This is a genomic window from Streptomyces sp. PCS3-D2 (assembly GCF_000612545.2).
Taxonomy (GTDB): Bacteria; Actinomycetota; Actinomycetes; order Streptomycetales; family Streptomycetaceae; genus Streptomyces.
On the sequence record NZ_CP097800.1, the window covers coordinates 80715 to 103042 of the forward strand.

Sequence of the window (22328 nt, forward strand, 5' to 3'; positions counted from 1 at the left end):
CTCCTTCTGCGGCTGTCGGTCAGTCACGTGTGCCGCCCAGGGCCATCCGGACGAGGTCGTCGACGGTCATGCCGTCGATGTCGGCGGCGGGGGCCGGTGTCTCCGGCCGGTCGGCGAGGCTCAGGAGGGCGTCGAGCAGGCCTGCCCGGCGCAGTGCGGCGGGCGGGATGGTGGCGAGCAGCGAGCTGATCTCGTGGTCCCCTGGGTCCGCCGTGACCGCCGTTCCTGCCGTCCCCGTGCCGCCGGGTGCGTCGGGTACGAGGCGCCCGGCGAGGTAGCCGGCGACGGCGGCCGGGGTGGGGTGGTCGAAGACCAGGGTCGCGGGCAGCCGGCGGCCGGTGGCGGCGCTGAGCCGGTTGCGGAGTTCGACCGAGGTGAGCGAGTCGAAGCCGAGGTCCTTGAACGCCTGGTCGGGGTCGACGGTCCCGGCTCCGCCGTGGCCGAGGACGTCCGCGACCCGGCCCTGTACCAGTTCGAGCAGGGTGGCGACGCGTTCCTCGGAGGTGAGGGCGGTGAGCCTGCGGCGCAGCGAGTCCGCTTCGGCAGCGTCCGCTCCGGAGGCCGGGCGGCGTGCGGTGCCGGGGACGAGGCCGGAGAGCAGGGCCGGGACGGGTGCGGTCCGGGCGGCCGTCCGCAGCCGGCCGAGGTCGATCTTGACCGGGACGAGCAGCGGTTCGTCGAGGGTGAGCGCCGCGTCGAGCAGGGCCAGGCCCTCGTTGCTGCCGATGGCCGCGGTACCGTCCCGGGACATGCGCCGCAGGTCGGCGGCGGTGAGCGTGCCGGTCATGGCGCCGCGGCGCTCCCACAGGCCCCAGGCGAGGGACTGGGCGGGCAGCTGCCGGGCCCGGCGCTGCTGGGCGAGCGCGTCGAGGAAGGCGTTGGCTGCCGCGTAGTTGCCCTGTCCGGCGTTGCCGACCGTGGCGGACGCGGAGGAGAACAGGACGAAGGCGGACAGCGGCAGGTCGCGGGTGAGGGCGTGCAGGTGGAGGGCGGCGTCGACCTTGGGCCGCAGTACGTGGCCCATCCGCTCGGGGGTCAGCGACTCGACCGTTCCGTCGTCCAGGACGCCGGCCGCGTGCACGACCGCGCTCAGCGGACGCTCGGCGGGGATCGCGGCGAGCAGGGCGGCGAGGGCGTCCCGGTCCGCGACGTCACAGGCTGCCACGTCCACCAGGGCGCCGAGTCCGCGCAGTGCGGCCGCGAGGTCGGCGAGGCCCGGGGTATCGGCGCCGCGCCTACCGACGAGCAGCAGGTTCCGCACCCCGTGCACGGTCACGAGGTGCTGCGCCACCAGGCTGCCGAGGGCTCCGCCGGCCCCGGTGACGAGGACGGTTCCGCCTGCGGCGGCGATGCCGGACGGCGTCTCGGGGTCCGGGTCCGGGTCCGGGTCCGAGGGGCTGGTGGCCCTGGTGAGGCGGGCGGCGAGGAGTTCTCCGTCGCGTATGGCCAGCTGGGGTTCGGCTGCGGCCAGGGCCCGGGGCAGCAGGCCGGTCACGGCGGCCGGGTCGTCGGTATCGATGAGCAGGAAGCGGTCCGGGTGCTCGGACTGGGCGGAGCGGACGAGCCCGCGGACCGCGGCACCGGTGAGGTCGGTGACGTCCTCACCGGCCGCCGTGGCGACCGCGCCCCGGGTGACGAGGACGAGCCGGGTGCCGTCGTCCCACCGCGGGTCGGCCAGCCATTCCTGGATGAGCCGCAGGGCATCGTCCAGCGCGGCGTGCACGGACGCGGCGTCGGGCGGGGACGGGAGCTGCGGGGTGTGGTCGCACCAGGACAACACCGCGGCGGGCGACGGAGCTCCGCCGTCGACCGCGGCGGCGAGCGCGGCCAGGTCCGGATGGCTGTCCGAGAAGAGGTCCGGGCCCCCGAGGACGGTCCAGTGTCCGAGCGGGTCGCCGGGTGCGCCGACGGGCGCCGCCGACCACTCCAGCCGGTAGAGGGATTCAGGGCCGCCAGGGCGGAGGGCGTCGAGGTCGATCGGGCGGACGGCGAGCGCCTCGACGGACGCGACCGGGAGGCCGTTCGGGTCGGCCGCGTCGATCGACACCGACCCGTCCGGCCGGAAGCCGAGCCGTACCCGGAGCGCGGTGGCGCCGGAGGCGTACAGCCTGACTCCGCTCCAGGAGAACGGCAGTCCGGCGGAAGGACGCTCCCGGCCCGGCCCGGCCTCCGGATCGGCGCGCAGGAACAGTCCCTGGAGGGCTGCGTCCAGCAGCGCCGGGTGCACGCCGAAGGCGGAGGCGGACCGGTGCTGGTCCTGGGGCAGGCGAACCTCGGTGAAGACCTCATCGCCCCGGCGCCAAGCGGTGGTGACCCCGCGGAAGGCGGGTCCGTACCTGTAGCCGGAAGCGTCGAACCGCTCGTACAGGTCGTCGACCGGGATCGGGACGGCCCCGGGCGGGGGCCAGGAACCGGCGTCGTCGGGTGCGGGCGCGGGCTTGCGCGGCGTGGCGTCGGCGGTGAGTGCGCCGGTCGCGTGCGCGGTCCACTGCGGGGTCGCCGCGTCCTCGCGGCAGGAGAACAGATCCAGGGAGCGGCTGCCGTGCGCGTCCTCGGCGCCGACCCGCACTTGCAGCCGTACGGCGGTGTCGGCGGGAATCAACAGCGGTGTCTGGAGCGTCAGTTCCTCGACCGTGTGGCAGCCGACCTCATCCGCGGCGCGTACGGCCAGTTCCGCGAAGGCCGCCCCGGGGAGCAGGACCGTTCCGGCCACGGCGTGGTCGGCGAGCCAGGGGTGCGTACGCAGCGACAGCCTCCCGCTGAGCAGCAGTTCGCCCGTGTCCGCCAGCTCGATGGCAGCCCCGAGGACGGGGTGGTCGGCCGGGTCGAGCCCGGCCGCACCCACATCGGCCGCCGCGGTGGGCGCCGGCTCGGGCCAGTAGCGGGTGCGTTGGAAAGCGTACGTCGGCAGCTCGACCCGCCGCGCCCCCGGAAACGCCCCCGACCAGTCCACGCCCACACCGCGTTCCCAGGCCCGGCCCACCGCACGCAGCACCTGATCGAGACCACCCTCACCACGACGCAGAGTGCCGAGCACCGCGGCGTCCACACCCGCGGCCTCCACCGACTCCGCCACGGCCACGCCCAGCACCGGGTGGGCGCTGGCCTCGATGAAGACGCGGTGCCCGCTGTCCAGCAGCGCACGGGTCGCCTCCTCGAAGCAGACCGTCTCCCGCAGGTTGCGGTACCAGTACTCCGCATCCAGAGCCTTCGTATCCAGCCAACCACCCGTCACCGTCGAGAAGAACGGCACCGAACCCGAGCCCGGCGCCACCCCGGCCAGATCCGCGAGCAACTGCTCACGGATCTCCTCCACATGCGAAGAATGCGAGGCGTAATCGACCTCGATCAGGCGCGCCCGCACCCCCTCCTCCACGAACTCCGCCACCAGTTCCGCGACCGCGTCCGCATCACCCGACACCACCGTGGACGAAGGCCCGTTGACCGCGGCCACCGACAGACGACCATCCCACCCGGCGATCCGCTCCCGCACCGCGTCCGCAGGCAGCGGCACCGACGCCATCCCACCCCGACCCGCCAACACCCCCACCGCACGCGAACGCAACGCCACCACCCGAGCCCCATCCTCCAGGCTCAAACCACCCGCCACACACGCAGCCGCGATCTCACCCTGCGAATGACCCACCACCGCATCCGCCGTCACGCCATAGGACCGCCACACCTCCGCCAACGACACCATCACAGCCCACAACACCGGCTGCACCACATCAACCCGCCCCAGCAACTCCCCCGACCCCAACGCCTCCACCAACGACCAATCCACAAACGGCGACAAAGCCCGCTCACACTCCGCCATCCGCCCCGCAAACACCACCGACCCAGCCAACAACTCCGCAGCCATCCCCACCCACTGCGACCCCTGCCCCGGAAACACCAACACCGTGCGGCCGTCCACCGTGCGCCCGCCGTCCCAGGCCTGTGCGTCGGCGTCGGCGTCGGCCAGTTGGTCCAGCAGGGTGCGGAGTCGGTCTGCGTCGCCGATCAGGGCTTTGCGGTGCTCGAAGGAGGTGCGGGCGTGCAGCGCGGAGCCGATGTCGCGGGGGTCCGCTGCGGGGCTGCCGTCGAGGTGGCGGCGCAGGCGGTCGGCCTGGGCCCGCAGGGCCTGCGGGCTCTTGGCCGACAGCAGCCAGGGCACCGCGGGCAGCGGGGTGCGGGCGACCGGCGGGCCGTCGTCCTCAAAGGGGGTGTGTTCGAGGATGGTGTGGACGTTGGTACCGCTGAGGCCGAAGGAGGACACACCGGCCCGGTACGGGCGGTCGTGCGCCGGCCAGAGCTGCTGCTCGGTCGCGAGGGCGAGCGCGCCGCGGGTCCAGTCGACGTGGCCGGACGGCCTGCCGACGTGCAGGGTGCGGGGCACCTCGCCGTGTCGCATGGACAGCACCGTCTTGATGACCCCTGCCACGCCCGATGCCGCCTGGGCGTGGCCGAGGTTGGACTTGAGCGAGCCGACCAGCAGGGGCCGGTCGGCGGGCCGGTCCTGCCCGTACGTCGCCAGCAGGGCCTGCGCCTCGATGGGGTCGCCGAGGGTGGTGCCGGTGCCGTGCGCCTCCACCACGTCCACCTCGGACGCCGTCAGGCCCGCGTCCGCGAGCGCCGCCCGGATGACCCGCTGCTGGGAGGGGCCGTTGGGCGCGGAGAGGCCGTTGCTGGCGCCGTCCTGGTTGGTGGCCGAACCACGGACCACGGCCAGGACGGGGTGCCCGTTGCGCCGGGCGTCCGAGAGACGTTCCAGCAGCAGGACGCCGACGCCTTCGCCCATGCCCATGCCGTCCGCGTCGTCTGAGAAGGCCTTGCAGCGGCCGTCCTCGGCGAGTCCGCGCTGACGGGAGAAGCTGATGAAGGCGCCGGGGGTGGCCATCACGGCGACGCCGCCGACCAGGGCGAGGGAGCAGTCTCCGCCGCGCAGGGCCCGGCCGGCGAGGTGCATCGCGACGAGGGAGGAGGAGCAGGCCGTGTCGATGGTCACGGCGGGGCCTTCCAGGCCGAGGGTGTAGGCGACCCGGCCGGACACGACACTGGGGGCGCTACCGGTGAGGAGGTGGCCGTCGCCTTCTTCCGACTGGGCGACGACGGCGGCGTAGTCGGCGTAGTTGACGCCGGTGAACACTCCGGTGCGGCTGCCGCGCAGGGCGACGGGGTCGATGGAGGCGCGCTCGATGGCTTCCCAGGTGGTTTCCAGGAGCATCCGCTGCTGGGGGTCCATGGCCACCGCTTCGCGCGGGGAGATGCCGAAGAATTCGGCGTCGAAGTCGGCGGCGTCGTGCAGGAAGCCGCCGCGCCGGGTGGTGGAGGTGCCGGGGTGGTCGGGGTCGGGGTCGTAGAGCGCTTCGATGTCCCAGCCGCGGTCGGTGGGGAAGTCCGAGACGGCGTCGCCGCCTTCGGCGAGCAGCCGCCACAGGTCTTCGGGGGTACCGATGCCGCCGGGGAAGCGGCAGGCCATGGACACGATCGCGATCGGCTCGTCGTCGGGTACGGGGGCGGGCGCGGCGGTGCCCGAGGGGTCGGTGTGCGCCGTGGCGGTCTGCAGGCCGAGGAGTTCCGCGCGGATCTCCTCGGCGAGGGCGGTGGACGAGGGGTGGTCGAAGATCAGGGTGGACGGCAGCCGCAGTCCGGTGGCGGTGTTGAGCCGGTTGCGGAGTTCGACCGCGGTGAGGGAGGCGAATCCCATGTCCTGGAAGGCCTTGCCGGGCCGGATCGCGTCCACGGTGGGGTGGCCGAGGACGGCGGCGGCGTGGGTGCGGACCAGGTCGAGCAGCAGGCGGCGCTGTTCGGATGCGCCGAGGGCGGCGAGCCGTTGCCGCAGCTGTGCGGCGGCGGGTGCCTCGGTGTCGCCGGTCGTCTCGTCCAGGGCGCGGCGGGCTTCGGGGATGCCGGTGAGCAGCGGGCTGGGGCGGGTGGAGGTGAAGACGGCGGCGAACCGCTCCCAGTCGACGTCGGCGACGGCGAGTACGGTCTCGTCGTCGTCCAGTGCCTGTTGCAGGGCGTGGACGGCGAGGTCGGGGGCGATCCGGGGCAGGCCGTGCTGCTCCAGTTTGAACAGGTCGGCGTCTTCTCCGGCGATGCGGTCCTGCCACGGGTTCTCGGCCTGCCAGATGCCCCAGTCGACGGTGGTGGCGGTGAGGCCGCGGGCCCGGCGGTGCTGGGCGAGGGCGCCGAGGTAGGCGTTGGCCGCGGCGTAGGCGCCGTGGTCGCCGCTGCCCCAGACTCCGGCGATGGAGGAGAACAGGACGAAGGCGTCGAGTTCCCGGTCGAGGAGGGCGTCGAGGTGTTCGGCTCCGGAGGCCTTGGCGGCGACGATCTGTTCGAACGCGGACATGGGTGTGCCGTCGAGCGGTGCGAGCGCGACGAAGGCGGCGGCGTGGACGACGGCGGTGACCGGGTCGCCCGCCGTCTCCAGGCCGGTGAGCAGGGCCGCCACGTCCTGGCGGTCCGCCAGGTCGCAGACGGGCAGGGTGAGCCGTACGCCGAGGGCGTCGAGTTCGGCGGCGAGTTCGGCCGCGCCGGGTGCCTGGGGGCCGCGGCGGCCCGGCAGGACGAGGTGGGTGGCGCCGCTGCGTGCGAGCCAGCGGGCGAGGTGCGGGCCGACGGCGCCAGTGCCGCCGGTCAGCAGGACGGTGCCGCGGGGCTTCCAGGGCTTCGTACGGCCGTCGTTCCGGGGGGCGTGGCGGAGGCGGCGGGCCAGCAGGCCGGAGGCGCGCAGGGCGAGCTGGTCCTCGCGGCCGGTGCCGCCGTCCGGGCCGGGGCCCGCGCCGGAGGCCGTGAGGACGGCGGCGAGCCGGGTCCGGGCGCGGGCGTCGAGGTCCGACGGCAGGTCGACGAGTCCGCCCCAGCGGGCGGACAGTTCGAGCGCGGCCACCAGTCCGGTGCCCCAGACCAGCGCCTGGCGAGGGTGGGTGACCGGGTCGTCCGCGCCCGTGGACACGGCTCCGGTGGTGGCGCACCAGAGGGGTGCCGTGAGGGCGAGGTCGCCCAGGGCCTGGACGAGGGCGACGGTGAGGGCCGTTCCGGTGGGCAGGGCCGGGTGGTTCGGGTGGGGCCGGTCGGCGACGGCGAGCAGCGAGAGCACGCCGGTCGGGACGCGGTCGCCGAGCGCGGCGGCGAGGGTGTCCGCGAGGTCCGCGCGGCGGACGGCGCCGGCGCTGGCTTCGGCCGTCACGACGGTGGCGCCCGCTTCGGTGAGGGCCAGGACCGGGCCGCGGACCCGTTCGTCGTCGCCGTGTCCGGCGGGCAGTACGACGAGCCAGGTGCCTGCGGTAGTGGCGGCGGGCGGGTCGGGCAGGGGCTGCCAGTCGATGCGGTAGCGCCAGGAGTCGATGATGCTCTCGTCGCGCCGCTGCCGGCGCCAGTCGCGCAGGGCGGGCAGGACGGGGGCGAGGGCGTCCTGGTCGACGGCCAGGTGGGCGGCGATCTCGCCCGGGGCCTCGTGGTCGATCATGTGCCAGAAGGCGGTGTCGTGCGGGTCGGCGGCCGGGCGGGCGTCGGGCGACGGCTCTGGCTCCAGCCAGTAGCGCCGCAGCTGGAAGGGGTATCCGGGCAGGGCCGTGGGGCGGGCGCCGGTGCCGGCGAACACCGCGGACCAGTCGACGGCCGCACCCGCCACCCACAGTTCGGCCGCCGAGCGCAGCGCCCGGCGCAGTCCGCCGTCGTCGCGGCGCAGGGTGCCGACGACGACGGGCGGCTCCGCGACGCCGGTGGCCTCGGCGGTGTCCTGGAGGGCCATGGTCAGCACCGGGTGCGGCGACACCTCGACGAAGACCTCGTGGCCCTGCTCGACGAGGGACCGTACGGCCGCGTCGAAGCGGACGGTGCCGCGGAGGTTGCGGTACCAGTAGTCGGCGTCCATGGCCGTGGTGTCGAGCCGGTCGCCGGTGACGGTGGAGAACAGCGGGATGCGGGCCGCCAGCGGGCGTACGCCGGCCAGCGCGGCCAGCACCTCGGACCTGATCCGCTCGACCTGCGCCGAGTGCGAGGCATAGTCGACGGGGACCGCCCTGGCCCGTACGCCCCGGGTCGCGCAGTGGGTGAGCAGTTCGGCGAGTGCCCCGGTCTCCCCCGAGACGACCACGGCGGCGGGCCCGTTGACGGCGGCCACGGACAGCTTCTCGGCCCAGGGGGCGATCTCGGCGCGGACCCGGTCCTCGGGCAGGGACACGGCGACCATGCCGCCGAGTCCGGCCAGCGCCCGGATGGCCCGGCTGCGCAGGGCGACGACCGTCGCGCCGTCCTCCAGGGACAGGGCTCCCGCCACCACGGCGGCGGCGATCTCGCCCTGGCTGTGCCCGACCACGGCGTCGGGCCGGACGCCCCAGGAGTCCCAGTGCGCGGCCAGGGACACCATCACCGCCCACAGCACCGGCTGCACCACGTCCACCCGTTCCAGGGAGGGTGCCCCGGGCGCGCCGTCCAGGACGTCGAGGAGCGTCCAGTCGACGTGGGCGGAGAGGGCCGCGTCGCAGGCGGCGAGCCGGTCCCGGAAGACGGGGCTGGTGGCGAGCAGGTCCCGGGCCATGCCGGCCCACTGGGAGCCCTGGCCGGGGAACACCAGGGCGGTCCGGCCCTCGACGACCCGACCGGTGCCGGTGACGACGTCGGCGGGCACGGCCGGGACGGGGCCGGGGGCCATGCCGCCGGGAAGGTCCAGGTCCGGCACGGACAGGGCGGCGAGCCCGTGCAGCAGGGCGGGGTGTCCGTCGCCGATCACCACAGCCCGGTGTTCGAAGGCGGCCCGGGTGGTCGCCAGCGAGAACCCGATGTCGGCCGGCCGGGCGGGCGCGTCCGTGGCGAGGCGGGCGCGCAGCCGGGCCGCCTGGTCACCGAGCGCGGCCTCGGTACGGCCGGACAGCACCCAGGGCAGCACGGCGGCGGGCTGACGGCCCGCATCGGCCGCGGGTTCCGGGCCGCCGGCCGCGGGTTCCTTCCCGGCGGCCGGTTCCGGCTCCGGCGCCTGTTCGAGGACGACGTGCGCGTTGGTGCCGCTCATGCCGAAGGAGGACACACCGGCCCGGCGCGGCCGGTCGACGGCGGGCCAGTCGCGGGTCTCGGTGAGCAGTTCGACGGCGCCCGAGGACCAGTCGGCGTGCGGGGTGGGCGCGTCCACGTGCAGGGTGCGGGGCAGGACGCCGTGGCGGAGGGCGAGGACGGTCTTGATGACCCCGGCGACCCCGGCGGCGGCCTGGGTGTGGCCGATGTTCGACTTCAGCGACCCCAGCCACAGCGGCCGCCCCTCGGGCCGGTCCTGACCGTACGTGGCCAGCAGCGCGTCGGCCTCGATCGGGTCGCCGAGGGTGGTGCCGGTGCCGTGCGCCTCGACCGCGTCCACGTCTTGGGCGGCGAGGCCCGCGTCGGCGAGGGCGGCCCGGATGACGCGCTGCTGGGAGGGGCCGTTGGGGGCGGTGAGGCCGTTGCTGGCGCCGTCCTGGTTGACCGCCGAGCCGCGCAGTACGGCCAGGACCGTACGGCCGTTGCGCCGTGCGTCGGACAGCCGCTCCAGCAGCAGCATCCCCACGCCCTCGCCCCAGCCGGTGCCGTCGGCCGCCGCCGCGAACGGCTTGCAGCGGCCGTCGGGGGACATCGCGCCCTGCCGGCTGAACTCGACGAACACCGCGGGCAGCGCCATCACGCTGACCCCGCCGGCGAGCGCGAGCGAGCACTCGCCGGCCCGCAGCGCCCGCGCCGCCAGGTGCAGCGCCACCAGCGAGGCCGAGCAGGCGGTGTCCACGGTGACGGCGGGGCCTTCGAGGCCGAGCGCGTAGGACACCCGCCCGGACATCACGCTCATCGAGTTCCCCGTCATCAGGAACCCCTGGACGGCTTCGGCGGCGCCGGCGCCCAGCGTCGCGTACCCCTGGTCGATGGCCGCCGCGTACACGCCGGTGCGGCTGCCCCGCAGGGTGAGCGGGTCGATGCCGGCCTGCTCGACGGCCTCCCAGGACGCCATCAGCAGCAGCCGCTGCTGCGGGTCCATGGCGACCGCCTCACGGGGCGAGATGCCGAAGAATTCCGGGTCGAAGTCCGCCGCGCCGTCCAGGAACGCCCCCCGGCCGGGGACCGTGCCGCCGGCCGGCCAGGCGGCCTCCCAGCCCCGGTCGCCGGGAACGGGCCCGATGGTGTCGCGGCCTTCGGCGAGCAGCTCCCACAGGTCTTCCGGGGTGCGGACGCCGCCGGGGAAGCGGCAGCTCATCGCCACGATCGCGATCGGCTCGCTGCTCCGGGCCTCGGCCTTCCGGAGGCGCTGCCGGGTGTCCCGCAGGTCGATGGTCACCCGGTTGAGGTAGTCGCGCATCCTCTGGTCGCTCACTGGACACCGCTGCTTTCGTCTCGGGCTGCTCGTACTCGGGTCTCGTCTCGGGGTGCGCGGGGTGCGCGTACGGCTTCTACGGCGGGTGCGGCGCGGGCGGCGCGGTCCGGTCGGCCGGTCATGCGGAGCCCAGCTGACGGTCGATGTAGTCGAACATCTCGTCGTCGCTGGCCGCCTCGATCAGCTCGGGGGCCAGGTCGTCCGCGTCGCCCGCGGCCGGGCCGGCGGGCGGTGTCCCGCCGGGCAGCGGGCGCGACAGCACGTCCCGTATGCGGGCGGCCAGTTCGTCGCTGATGCCCTCCGGCGGCAGCGCGTCGAGCAGGGCCTCCAGGGTGTCGAGCCCGGCCCGGACCGCCTCGTCGCCGGTGGGGCGGGCTGCGGCGGTCCGCTCGGCGAGGTGGCGGGCCAGGGCTTCCGGTGTGGGGTGGTCGAAGACGAGCGCGGCGGGCAGCCGCAGCCCGGTCGAGGACACCAGCCGGTTGCGCAACTCGACCCCGGTGAGGGAGTCGAAGCCGACGTCCTTGAACGGGCGGGCCGGGCGGATCAGGTCCGGCGAGCTGTGGCCCAGCACCGCGGCGGCGTTGCCGCGCACCAGGTCGAGCAGGGTCCGGTACAGCTCGGCCTCAGGCAGCTCGGCGAGCTGCTGCGCCATCGAGCGGGCCGGTGCCGCGGACCCGCCCGTACCGGTACGGGCCGGGCGGACCAGGCCGCGCAGCACCGCGGGCAGCCGGTCATCCGCCCGCAGCACGGCCGGGGCGATCCTGGCCGCGAGCCGGTAGGCGTACGGGGAGTCCAGCGCCGCGTCGAACAGGGCCAGGCCCTCCGCCGAGGTCAGCGCGCCCGCCCCGGCGCCCCGGCCCGCGGTGACCGCTGCGGTCATCTCGCTTCGCTCCCCCCACAGGCCCCAGCCGATGGACAGACCCGGCAGCCCCTCGGCGCGGCGTTCGACGGCGAGTGCGTCGAGGACCGCGTTGGCGGCGGCGTAGTTGGCCTGCCCGGCCGCGCCGAACTGGGCGGCGCCCGAGGAGAACAGGACCAGCGCCGCGAGGTCGAGGTCCCGGGTGAGGTCGTGCAGGGCGAGCGCAGCGTCCGCCTTGGGCCGCACAACGCGGTCGAGCCGGTCCGGGGTCAGCCCGGCGATGGTGGCGTCGTCGAGGACCCCGGCCGCGTGCACGACGGCGGTCAGCGGACGACCGGCGGGCACCGCGCCGAGCAGGTCGGCGAGCGCGGTGCGGTCGGCGACGTCGCAGGCGGCGACCGTCACCGACGCCCCCAGCCCGGTCAACTCCCTTACCAGCTCGGGCATTCCGTCGGCGGAGCCACCCCGGCGACCCGCCAGCAGCAGGTGCCGGGTGCCGTGCGCGACGACCAGGTGCCGGGCCAGCAGCCGCCCCAGGGTGCCGGTGGCCCCGGTGACCAGGACGGTCCCTTCGGGGTCGAGCGGAGCGGGTAGCAGCAGGACGTTCTTGCCGGTGCCCCGGGCCTGGCTGAGCGAGCGCAGCGCGGCCGGGGCCTGCCGGACGTCCCAGCCGGTGACGGGCAGCGGACGCAGCACCCCCTGCTCGAACAGGTCCAGGATCTCGGCGAGCATTTCGCCGATGCGTTCCGGACCGGCCTCCATCAGGTCGAACGCCCGGTAGCGCACCCCCGGGTACTGCCGGGCGACCGTCTCCGGGTCGCGGACGTCGGTCTTGCCCATCTCCACGAACCGGCCGCCGTTCGGCAGCAGCCGCAGACCCGCGTCCACGAACTCCCGCGCCAGGCTGTCCAGGACCACGTCGACGCCCCGCCCGCCGGTGGCCGTCAGGAACGCCTCCGCGAAGTCGGTGGTACGGGTCGAGGCGATGTGCGCGTCGTCCAGTCCGTCGGCCCGCAGGACGTCCCACTTGGCCGGAGACGCGGTCGCGTACACCTGCGCCCCGGCATGCCGGGCCAGCTGCACCGCCGCCATGCCGACACCGCCGGCCGCGGCGTGGACCAGTACGGAGTGCCCGCGCCGCAGCCCGCCGAGATCGAACAGGCCGTAGTAGGCGGTGAGGAACACCACGGGCACGGACGCGGCGCGGGCGAAGGACCAGCCCGCCGGGATCCGGGCGACGGTCCGGCGGTCGGCGACGACGGTCGGGCCGAACGCGCCCCTGAAGATGCCCATCACCCGGTCCCCGGGCGCCAGGTCCTCCACACCCGGGCCCACCTCGATGACGACCCCCGCGCCCTCACTGCCCAGCCCCTGCTGTTCGGGGTCCGGGTCCAGGCCGAGCGCGGCGATCACGTCGTGGAAGTTCAGCCCGGCGGCACGGACCGCGATCCGCACCTCGCCCTTGCCCAGCGGGGCGAGGGCGGCGGGCACGTGCTCCACCGCGATGTCCTCCAGGCCGCCCCGGCCGTCGGTGGTGAGCCGCCAGGCGGCGCCGTCCGGCAGGGACAGCGTCCCGTCGGGACGGCCGCCGCGGGCCAGCCGCGGCAGCAGCGCGGTCCCGGCCCGCAGCGCCAGCTCCGGTTCACCGGCGGCGAGCGCGGCGGGCAGGACGTCCGCCGCGTCGGCGGTCCCGGCCGCGTCGATGAGGACGAACCGCCCGGGATGCTCGGCCCGCGCACTGCGCACCAGGCCCCACAGAGCGGCCTGGGCCGGATCGACGGGCCGGTCGACCGGCCCGGTCCGGACCGCGTCCCGGGTGAGCAGGGCCAGCGTCGCTTCGGCGAACCGCTCGTCGGCAAGCCACTGCTGCACGAGGGCCAGCCCGCGGTGCGCGGTGGCGCGCACCCGGTCGGCGGGGTCGGGCAGACCTGCGGTGGCGACGGCCGCCACGACCACCTCGGGGAGCACCGCGCCCGACCCGAGGGCGTCCGCCAGGGCGTCGAGGTCCTGCCAGGACTCCACCCCGGCCACGGCACCGCCGAGGGCCGCCCAGGCGGGCACGGCGCTGCCGGCCCGCTCGGTGGCCGGGTCGGTGGCCGGGGTCCAGTCGAGGCGGTACAGCAGGTCGGCGTGGGCGGTCCCGGCGAGCGGCCCGCCCTCGGCCGGGGGCCGCAGCAGCAGGGACTCCACGCCGAGCACCTGCCGCCCGGACAGGTCGTGCGCGTGCAGGGTCACGGCGTCCGGCGCGTCGGCGGCGAGCCGCACGCGCAGCGTGGTGGCCCCGGCGATCCCGCAACTCACCCCGTTCCAGCTGAAGGGCAGCCGGGCCCGGCCGTCCCGGTCGGGCAGCAGAACGGCGCTCTGGAGGGCCGCGTCCAGCAGCGCGGGGTGCAGCGCGCATCCGGCGGCGTCGGCGTGCTGCGGCTCCGGCAGCACCACCTCGGCGAACACCTCGCCCCCGCGCAGCCACGCGGCACGGATGCCGCGGAAGGCGGGCCCGTAGTGGTAGCCGGCCTCGGCGAACCGCTCGTAGAGGTCGTCGGTGTCCACGGGTTCGGCACCGGACGGCGGCCAACTCAGCAGACCGGCCGCGGCCGGGTCCTCGACGGGCCGGGGGGCCAATGTGCCGGTGGCGTGCTCGGTCCAGGGCCCGTCGGCGCCCCGCGTCGTCCGCGCGAACACGCTGAGCCCGCGGCGACCGTCGCCGTCGACCGCGGCCACGCGCAGCTGAAGGTGGACGGCTCCCTCGGCGGGGAGTACGAGCGCCGATCCGAGGGTGAGTTCCTCGACCACCGGGCAGTCCGTCTCGGCCGCGGCGCGCAGCGCGAGTTCGAGAAAGGCCGTGCCCGGGAAGAGGACGACGCCCGACACCGCGTGGTCGGCGAGCCAGGGGTGGGTGTCCAGCGAGATCCGGCCGCTGAGCAGCAGCTCACCGGAGTCCGCGACCTCCATCGCCGCACCGAGCAGCGGGTGCCCGGTCGTGGCGAGACCCGCCGAGGCGACATCCCAGCTCGTCGTCGGAACGTCCAGCCAGTAGCGGCTGCGTTGGAAGGCGTACGTCGGCAGTTCGACCCGCCGCCCGCCCGGGAACGCCCCCGACCAGTCCACCGCCAGACCGCGTTCCCAGGCCCGGCCCACCGCACGCAGCACCTGATCAAGGCCGCCCTCACCACGACGCAGGGTCCCCAGCACCGCGGCATCCACACCCGCCGCCTCCACCGACTCCCCCACCGCGACCGACAGCACGGCATGCGCACTCGGCTCCACGAAGAAGCGGAAGCCCTCCCCGAGCAGCGTGTCCGTGGCGTTGCCGAACTCGACGGTCTCCCGCAGGTTCCGGTACCAGTACTCCGCATCCAGAGCCTTCGTATCCAGCCAACCACCCGTCACCGTCGAAAAGAACGGCACCGAACCCGGGCCCGGCGCCACCCCGGCCAGATCCGCGAGCAACTGCTCACGGATCTCCTCCACATGAAAGGAGTGCGACGCATAATCGACCTCGATCAGACGCGCCCGGACGCCTTCGGCGACCAGCCCGTCCACCCACTCCGCCACCGCGTCCGCGTCACCCGACACCACCGTCGAGGAAGGCCCGTTGACCGCGGCCACCGACAGACGACCATCCCACCCGGCAAGACGTTCCCGCACCGCGTCCGCCGGCAGCGGCACCGACGCCATCCCACCCCGACCCGCCAACACCCCCACCGCACGCGAACGCAACGCCACCACCCGAGCCCCATCCTCCAGGCTCAAACCACCCGCCACACACGCAGCCGCGATCTCACCCTGCGAATGACCCACCACCGCATCCGCCGTCACGCCATAGGACCGCCACACCTCCGCCAACGACACCATCACAGCCCACAACACCGGCTGCACCACATCAACCCGCCCCAGCAACTCCCCCGACCCCAACGCCTCCACCAACGACCAATCCACAAACGGCGACAAAGCCCGCTCACACTCCGCCATCCGCCCCGCAAACACCACCGACCCAGCCAACAACTCCGCAGCCATCCCCACCCACTGCGAACCCTGACCCGGAAACACCAACACCGCACGACCCGAGACCAGCCCGCTGTCGGAGATCGCGGCGCCCTGCGACAGTGCGTTCAGGCGCTCGGCGAGCTTGTCCTCGGTGCCCACGAGCACCGCGCGGTGTCCCAGCGCGCCGCGGCCGGCGGCCAGGGAGAAGGCCACGTCCGCGGCGCGGGCACCCGAACCGTCGGTGATCCGGGCCGACAGCGCCGCCGCCTGGGCGCGCAACGCTTCCGGAGTGTGCGCCGAGAGGAGCAAGGGGACGGCGGCGGGCTCGGTCTCCGGTGTTCCGGTTCCCTCGACCAGCGTGTCCGAGGCCTCTGTTGGGGCCTGTTCGAGGATGACGTGGGCGTTGGTGCCGCTGACTCCGAAGGAGGACACGCCCGCCCGTCGCGGACGGCCCGCGTCGTCCCACGTACGGGCCTCCGTGAGCAACTGGCCGGCTCCCGCCGACCAGTCCACCTCGGGCGTCGGGCCGTCCACGTGCAGCGTCTTCGGCATCACTCCGTGCCGCAGGGCCAGCACCGATTTGATGACCCCGGCGACACCGGCGGCTGCCGAGGCGTGTCCGATGTTGGACTTGAGCGAGCCGATCCACACAGGCCGGTCCGCCGGACGCCCCTGCCCGTACGTCGCCAGCAACGCCTGCGCCTCGATCGGGTCACCCAGCCGGGTCCCCGTACCGTGCGCCTCCACCACGTCCACCTCGGCAGCCGACAACCCCGCGTCCGCCAACGCCGCCCGGATCACCCGCTGCTGCGACGGACCGTTCGGCGCCGTCAACCCATTGCTCGCACCGTCCTGGTTCACCGCAGAACCACGGATCACCGCCAGCACCGGATGCCCGTTCCGCCGCGCGTCCGACAACCGCTCCACCAGCAGCATGCCCACGCCCTCGCCGAAGGCGGTGCCGTCGGCTGCCGCGGCGAAGGACTTGCAGCGGCCGTCGGGGGCCAGGCCGCCCTGCCGGCTGAACTCGACGAAGAGTTCGGGGCTGCACATCACATTGACGCCGCCGGCCAGGGCCAGGGAGCATTCGCCGGACCGCAGCGCCCGTACGGCGAGGTGCAGGGCGACCAGGGAGGACGAGCAGGCCGTGTCGACGGTGACCGCGGGGCCTTCCAGTCCGAAGAAGTAGGCCAGGCGTCCGGAGACGATGCTGCCCGAGTTGCCGGTGCCGAGGAATCCTTCGACGTCCTCGGGGATGTAGGGCAGCAGGCGGGCCGCGTAGTCCTGCTGCATCAGGCCGACGTACGTGCCGACCGCGGCTCCGCGCAGGGTGGCGGGGTCGATGGCCGCGCGCTCGAAGAGTTCCCAGGTGGTTTCCAGGAGCAGGCGCTGCTGCGGGTCCATGGCCACCGCTTCGCGCGGCGAGATGCCGAAGAACTCCGCGTCGAAGTCGGCCGCGTCGTAGAGGAAGCCGCCCTCGCGGGTGATGGAGGTGCCGACGCGGTCCGGGTCGGGGTCGTAGAGGGTGTCCAGGCTCCAGCCGCGGTCGGTGGGGAACCCGGAGATGCCGTCGCGGCCTTCGGCCAGCATCCGCCACAGGTCCTCGGGCGAGCGGATGCCGCCGGGGAGGCGGCAGGCCGCGGCGACGATCGCGATCCGGTCGTCGTCCGCGTCCCGGTCGCGGTCGGCGTCGGCCGGCCTCGCGGGCGCGGCGGCCGTGTCCGGGTCCGTGTCCGGGTCCGTCTCCGTCAGTCCGGCGGCCAGGAAGTCCGCGAGCGCCGCCGGGGTCGGGTGGTCGAAGACCAGGCTGGCGGGCAGCCGCAGGCCGGTGGCGGCGTTCAGGCGGTTGCGCAGTTCGACCGAGGCCAGCGAGTCGAAGCCCAGTTCGCGGAAGGCCCGTCCGGGGTCGAGGGTGTCCGAGGTCGCGTGGCCGAGGACGGCCGCGGCGTGGGTGCGGACGAGTTGGACGAGGAGCCGCGTCCGTCCGGCGCCGTCGAGGGCCGCGAGCCGGCCGCGCAGGGCGTTGTCGTCGGCCGTCGCGGTCGCGGCCGTCGCCGCCCGGCGGGGCGGTGTGCGCACCAGGCCGCGCAGCAGCGGCGGCAAGGTGCCGTCCGCGGCCGCGGACTTCAGGGCGGCGGTGTCGAGGCGCATCGGGACCAGGGCGGCCCGGTCCACGGTGAGGGCGGTGTCGAACAGGGCGAGTCCCCGCTCGGTGGAGAGCGGTGGCATCCCGGAGCGGGCGACACGTCGTACGTCGTCCTCGTCCAGGTGTCCGGTCAGTGCGCTGGGCTGCGCCCACAGGGTCCAGGCCAGGGACTGGCCGGGCAGGCCCGCCGCCCGGCGCTGGGCGGCGAGGGCGTCGAGGAAGGCATTGGCGGCGGCGTAGTTGGCCTGTCCGGGGCCGCCGAAGGTGCCCGCGGCGGAGGAGAAGAGCACGAAGTGCGTGAGGTCGCGGTCGCGGGTGAGTTCGTGCAGGTGGAGGGCGGCGTCGGCCTTGGGGCGCAGGACGGCGTCCACCCGTTCGGGGGTGAGTGCCGTGACGACGCCGTCGTCGAGGGTGCCCGCGGTGTGGATCACGGCGGTCAGCGGGTGTGCGGGCGGCAGGTCCGCGAGGACGGCGGCCAGGGCGGTCCGGTCGGCGACGTCGCAGGCCCCGAAGGCGGTCTCGGCGCCCAGTTCGGCGAGTTCGGCACGCAGTGCCTCGGCTCCCGGGGCGGCCGGGCCGCTTCGGGAGAGCAGCAGCAGGTGCCGTACTCCGTGCCCGGTGACCAGGCGGCGGGCGACATGGGAGCCGAGCAGGCCGGTGCCGCCGGTGATGAGGACCGTGCCGTCGGGGTCGAAGGCGCGTACGGGCGCGGCCGCGCCTTCCGCGGTGTCCGCGGTGTCCGGGGCGTTCCGCGGGACCCTGGCCAGCCGGGGTACGCGGACGTCGTCGCCGCGGACGGCGGCCTCGGGTTCTCCGGAGGCGAGGGCCGCGTCGACGCCCGCGGCGGTGCCGTGTTCGTCGTCGGCGTCGAGGTCGAGCAGCGCGAAGCGCCCCGGGTGCTCGGACTGGGCCGAGCGGACCAGGCCCCAGAGCGCGCTGTGCGCGGGGTTGCGTACGTCCTCCCCGGCGCTGACGGCGCCCCGGGTGGCGAACACCAGGCGCGAGTTGGCGAAGCGGTCGTCGGCGAGCCAGGTGCGGACGTCGGCGAGGGCCTGGTGGACGGCGGCGCGGACCGCCGCGGCCGGACCGCCGGCCGGGTCCGCCGGGTGTTCGGCGCAGGTCAGGAGGACCGTTTCGGGAACCGGCTCCCCGGCGTCGACGGCGGCCGACAGCGCGGCCAGGTCCGCGGTGCGGTGGACGGGTGCGCCGGTTCCGCGCAGGGCCGCGGTGACCCATTCCGTTGCGTAGAGGTCCTGGTGGCGGCGGCCGTGGGCGGCGCGGCCGGCGCCGAGGCGTACGGTGCCGGCGGGCCGCAGGACGAGGGCGTCGATGCTCGCCACGGGGGCGCCGGTCGCGTCGGCGACGTCGACGGTGACCGCGTCGGGCCCGGCCGGGGCGATCCGGACGCGGATCGTGCCGGCGCCGGTGGCGTGCAGGGTGACGCCGTTCCAGGAGAACGGCAGCCGGCCCTCGGGGTGGGCGTCCGCGCCGGGGGTGCCGGGCACGCCGGTGGCGTGCAGGGCGGCGTCCAGCAGGGCCGGGTGCAGGCCGAACGCGGCGGCGTCGGAGGCGGGACCGACGGGCAGGACGGCCTCGGCGAACAGTTCGTCGCCGCGCCGCCAGGCCGCCCGCAGGCCCTGGAAGGCGGGGCCGTAGGCGAATCCGCCCGCCGCGTAGCGCTCGTACAGGCCGTCGAGGGCGAGGGGTTCGGCGCCGGGCGGCGGCCAGGGCATCGGGCCGTCGGCCGCGGTCTGGTCCGCGCCGTCGCGGGCCAGGGCGCCTTCGGCGTGCCGGGTCCACTCGCCGTCATCGTCGTCGGCGTCGCCGCCGGCCGGGCTGTCCGGCCGGGAGTGCAGGCTGAGCGGGCGGTGTCCCCGATGGTCGGGGGCGCCGACGGTGAGCCGGAGCACGGCGCCGCCGTGTTCGGGCAGCACGAGGGGTGCTTCGAGGGTGAATTCCTCGACCCGCGGGCAGCCGATTCGGGCTCCGGCCTGGAGCGCGAGTTCCAGGAACGCGGTGCCCGGGAGCAGGGCCCGGCCGCCTACGGCGTGGTCGGCGAGCCACGGGTGGGTGCGGGCCGAGAGGCGGCCTGTGAGGAGCAGGCCGTCGCTGTCGGCGAGGACGACGACCGCGCCGAGCAGCGGATGGCCGGCGGGGGTCAGTCCGGCGGAGGTGACGTCGGCGGTGGGCGCGGCGCCGTCCTCCAGCCAGTAGGGGGCTCGCTGGAAGGCGTAGGTGGGCAGTTCCACCCGTCCGGGGCGGCGGCCGGCGAAGACGGTGTCCCAGTCCGGGGAGACTCCGCGCAGGTGGAGTTCGGCCAGGGACTCGGTGAAGCGGCGCGGTCCGCCGTCGTCGCGGCGCAGGGTGCCGAGGGCGGTGGCGTCGGCGCCCGCGTCCTCGGCGGTCTCCAGGACTCCGACGGTGAGGACGGGGTGCGGGCTGCTCTCCAGGAGGACCTGGTAGCCGTCGGCGAGGAGGGCGCGGGTGGCCTGTTCGAAGCGGACGGTGCCGCGGAGGTTGCGGTACCAGTAGTCGGCGTCGAGGGCGGTGGTGTCCTCCATCAGGCCGCCGGTGAGGGTGGAGTAGAAGGGGATGGCGGCGGGGCGGGGGGCCAGTCCGTCGAGGCGGGCGAGCAGGTCGGCGCGGATGTCCTCGACGTGGGCGCTGTGCGAGGCGTAGTCGACGGGGATGCGGCGGCTGCGGATGTCCAGGGCCGCGGCCTGTTCGAGAAACGCGTCGAGGGCGTCGGTGTCGCCAGAGACCACGGTGGAGGCGGGTCCGTTGACGGCGGCGACGGAGAGCCTGCCCTCCCACGGGGCGAGGTGTTGGGCGACCTGTGCGGCGGGCAGGGCCACCGAGGCCATGCCGCCGCGGCCGGAGAGGGCGCGGATCGCCCGACTGCGTAGGGCGACGACCCGGGCGGCGTCATCGAGGGAAAGGGCGCCCGCGACGCAGGCGGCCGCGATCTCGCCCTGGGAGTGGCCGATCACGGCGCCGGGGGTGATGCCGTGGGAGCGCCACAGTTCGGCCAGGGAGACCATGACGGCCCACAGCACCGGCTGCACCACGTCGACGCGTTCGGCGGGCGGGGTGCCGGGGGCGCCGCGCAGGACGGCTTCCAGGGACCAGTCCACGAAGGGGGCCAGGGCGCGTTCGCAGTCGGCGATGCAGGCGGCGAAGGCGGGGGCGGAATCAAGGAGTCCGACGGCCATGCCGGCCCACTGGGAGCCCTGTCCGGGGAAGACCAGGGCGACTTCGCCGCCGGTTCCGGCGGTGCCGCGGACCAGGCCGGGGGCCTGGCGGCCGGCCGCGAGGGCGTCGAGTCCGGCGCGGAACTCGTCGGGGTGGGCGCCGATCAGGACCGCCCGGTGCTCGTGCGCGGCGCGGGTCGTGGCAAGGGCGTGGCCGATCTCGGCCGGGCCGGGCCCGGGGTGGGCGTCGAGGTGGTCGCGGAGCCGTACGGCCTGGGCGCGCAGCGCTTCGACGGTGCGCCCGGAGAGCACCCAGGGCAGGACGGGCGACGGCGTGCCGGGGCCGGAGGGGGCGTCGGTGTCTACGGGAGCAGTCGAATCGGCCGGCTCTGCGGGGTCGGCGGGTTCGTCGGCCTGTTCCAGGACGACGTGTCCGTTGGTGCCGCTGACGCCGAAGGAGGAGACCGCGGCGCGGCGCGGGCGGCCGGTCTCGGGCCAGGGGGTGTTCGCGGTGACCAGGCGTACGGCGCCCGCGGTCCAGTCGATCTGAGGGGACGGGTCCTCGGCGTGCAGGGTGGGCGGGACGGTGCCGTGCCGCATGGCGAGGACGGTCTTGATGACGCCGCCGACGCCGGCCGCCGCCTGGGTGTGCCCGATGTTGGACTTGAGCGAGCCGAGCAGCAGCGGATGCCCGTCCGCGCGGTCCTGGCCGTAGGTGGCCAGCAGGGCCTGGGCCTCGACGGGGTCGCCCAGCGGGGTGCCGGTGCCGTGCGCCTCGACCACGTCCACGTCGGCGGGGGTGAGTCCGGCGTTGGCCAGGGCGTGCCGGATGACGCGCTGCTGGGCGGGACCGTTGGGGGCGGTGAGCCGGCTGCTGGCGCCGTCCTGGTTGACGGCGGTGCCGCGGATCAGGGCGAGGACCGGGTGTCCGTGGCGGCGGGCGTCGGAGAGGCGCTCCAGCAGGAGCATGCCGACGCCCTCGCCCCAGCCGGTGCCGTCGGCGGTGGCGGCGAAGGACTTGCAGCGGCCGTCCCGGGCCAGGCCGCCCTGGCGGCTCATCTCGACGAACGGGACGGGTGTCGACATGACCATCGCGCCCCCGGCCAGCGCCAGGGTGCAGTCGCCGGCCCGCAGGGCCTGGGCGGCGAGGTGGATGGCGACCAGGGAGGAGGAGCAGGCGGTGTCGATGCTGACCGCCGGGCCCTCCAGGCCGAAGGTGTAGGCGACGCGGCCCGAGGCCACGCTGTCGGAGCTGCCGCTGCCGACGTAGCCGGCCACGTCGTCGGGGACCCGGCGCAGCCGTACCGCGTAGTCCTGGTACATCACTCCGGCGAAGACGCCGGTGCGGCTGCCGCGCAGGGTGGCGGGGTCGATGCCGGCCCGTTCGAACGCCTCCCAGGTGGTTTCCAGGAGGAGGCGCTGCTGCGGGTCCATGGCGAGGGCTTCGCGCGGGGAGATCCCGAAGAAGCCGGGGTCGAAGTGGCCGACGTCGTCGAGGAAGCCGCCGAGGGCGGTGTGGCTGGTGCCCTCGCGGAGTTGTTCGGGGTCGTTGAGGTGGTCCAGGTCCCAGCCGCGGTCGTGGGGGAAGCCGGTGATGGCGTCGGTCCCGTCGGTGACCAGGCGCCACAGGTCCTCGGGGGACCGTACGCCGCCGGGGTAGCGGCAGCTCATCGCGACGACCGCGATCGGTTCGCGGGCCGCTTCCTCGGCTTCGGTCAGGCGTCGGCGGGTGTGGTGCAGGTCCGCCGTCACGCGCTTGAGGTAGTCCCTCAGCTTGTCGTCGTTCACCATGGGGATCCGCCGTCCTGGTTCGCGTGTCGGGTCGGT

General features: G+C 75.3%; 2 protein-coding genes. Both read right to left on the minus strand.

Annotated features, from left to right (window positions below):
* Positions 1–19 precede the first annotated feature (19 nt).
* Entirely contained in the window at positions 20–10318 is a 10299-nt protein-coding gene (locus AW27_RS00310) for a type I polyketide synthase (protein ID WP_304949818.1), read from the minus strand.
* Between the two features lie 118 nt (positions 10319–10436).
* Positions 10437–22292, minus strand: coding sequence for a type I polyketide synthase (locus AW27_RS00315; protein WP_304949819.1), 11856 nt, complete (start codon positions 22290–22292; stop codon positions 10437–10439).
* Between the last annotated feature and the right edge of the window lie 36 nt (positions 22293–22328).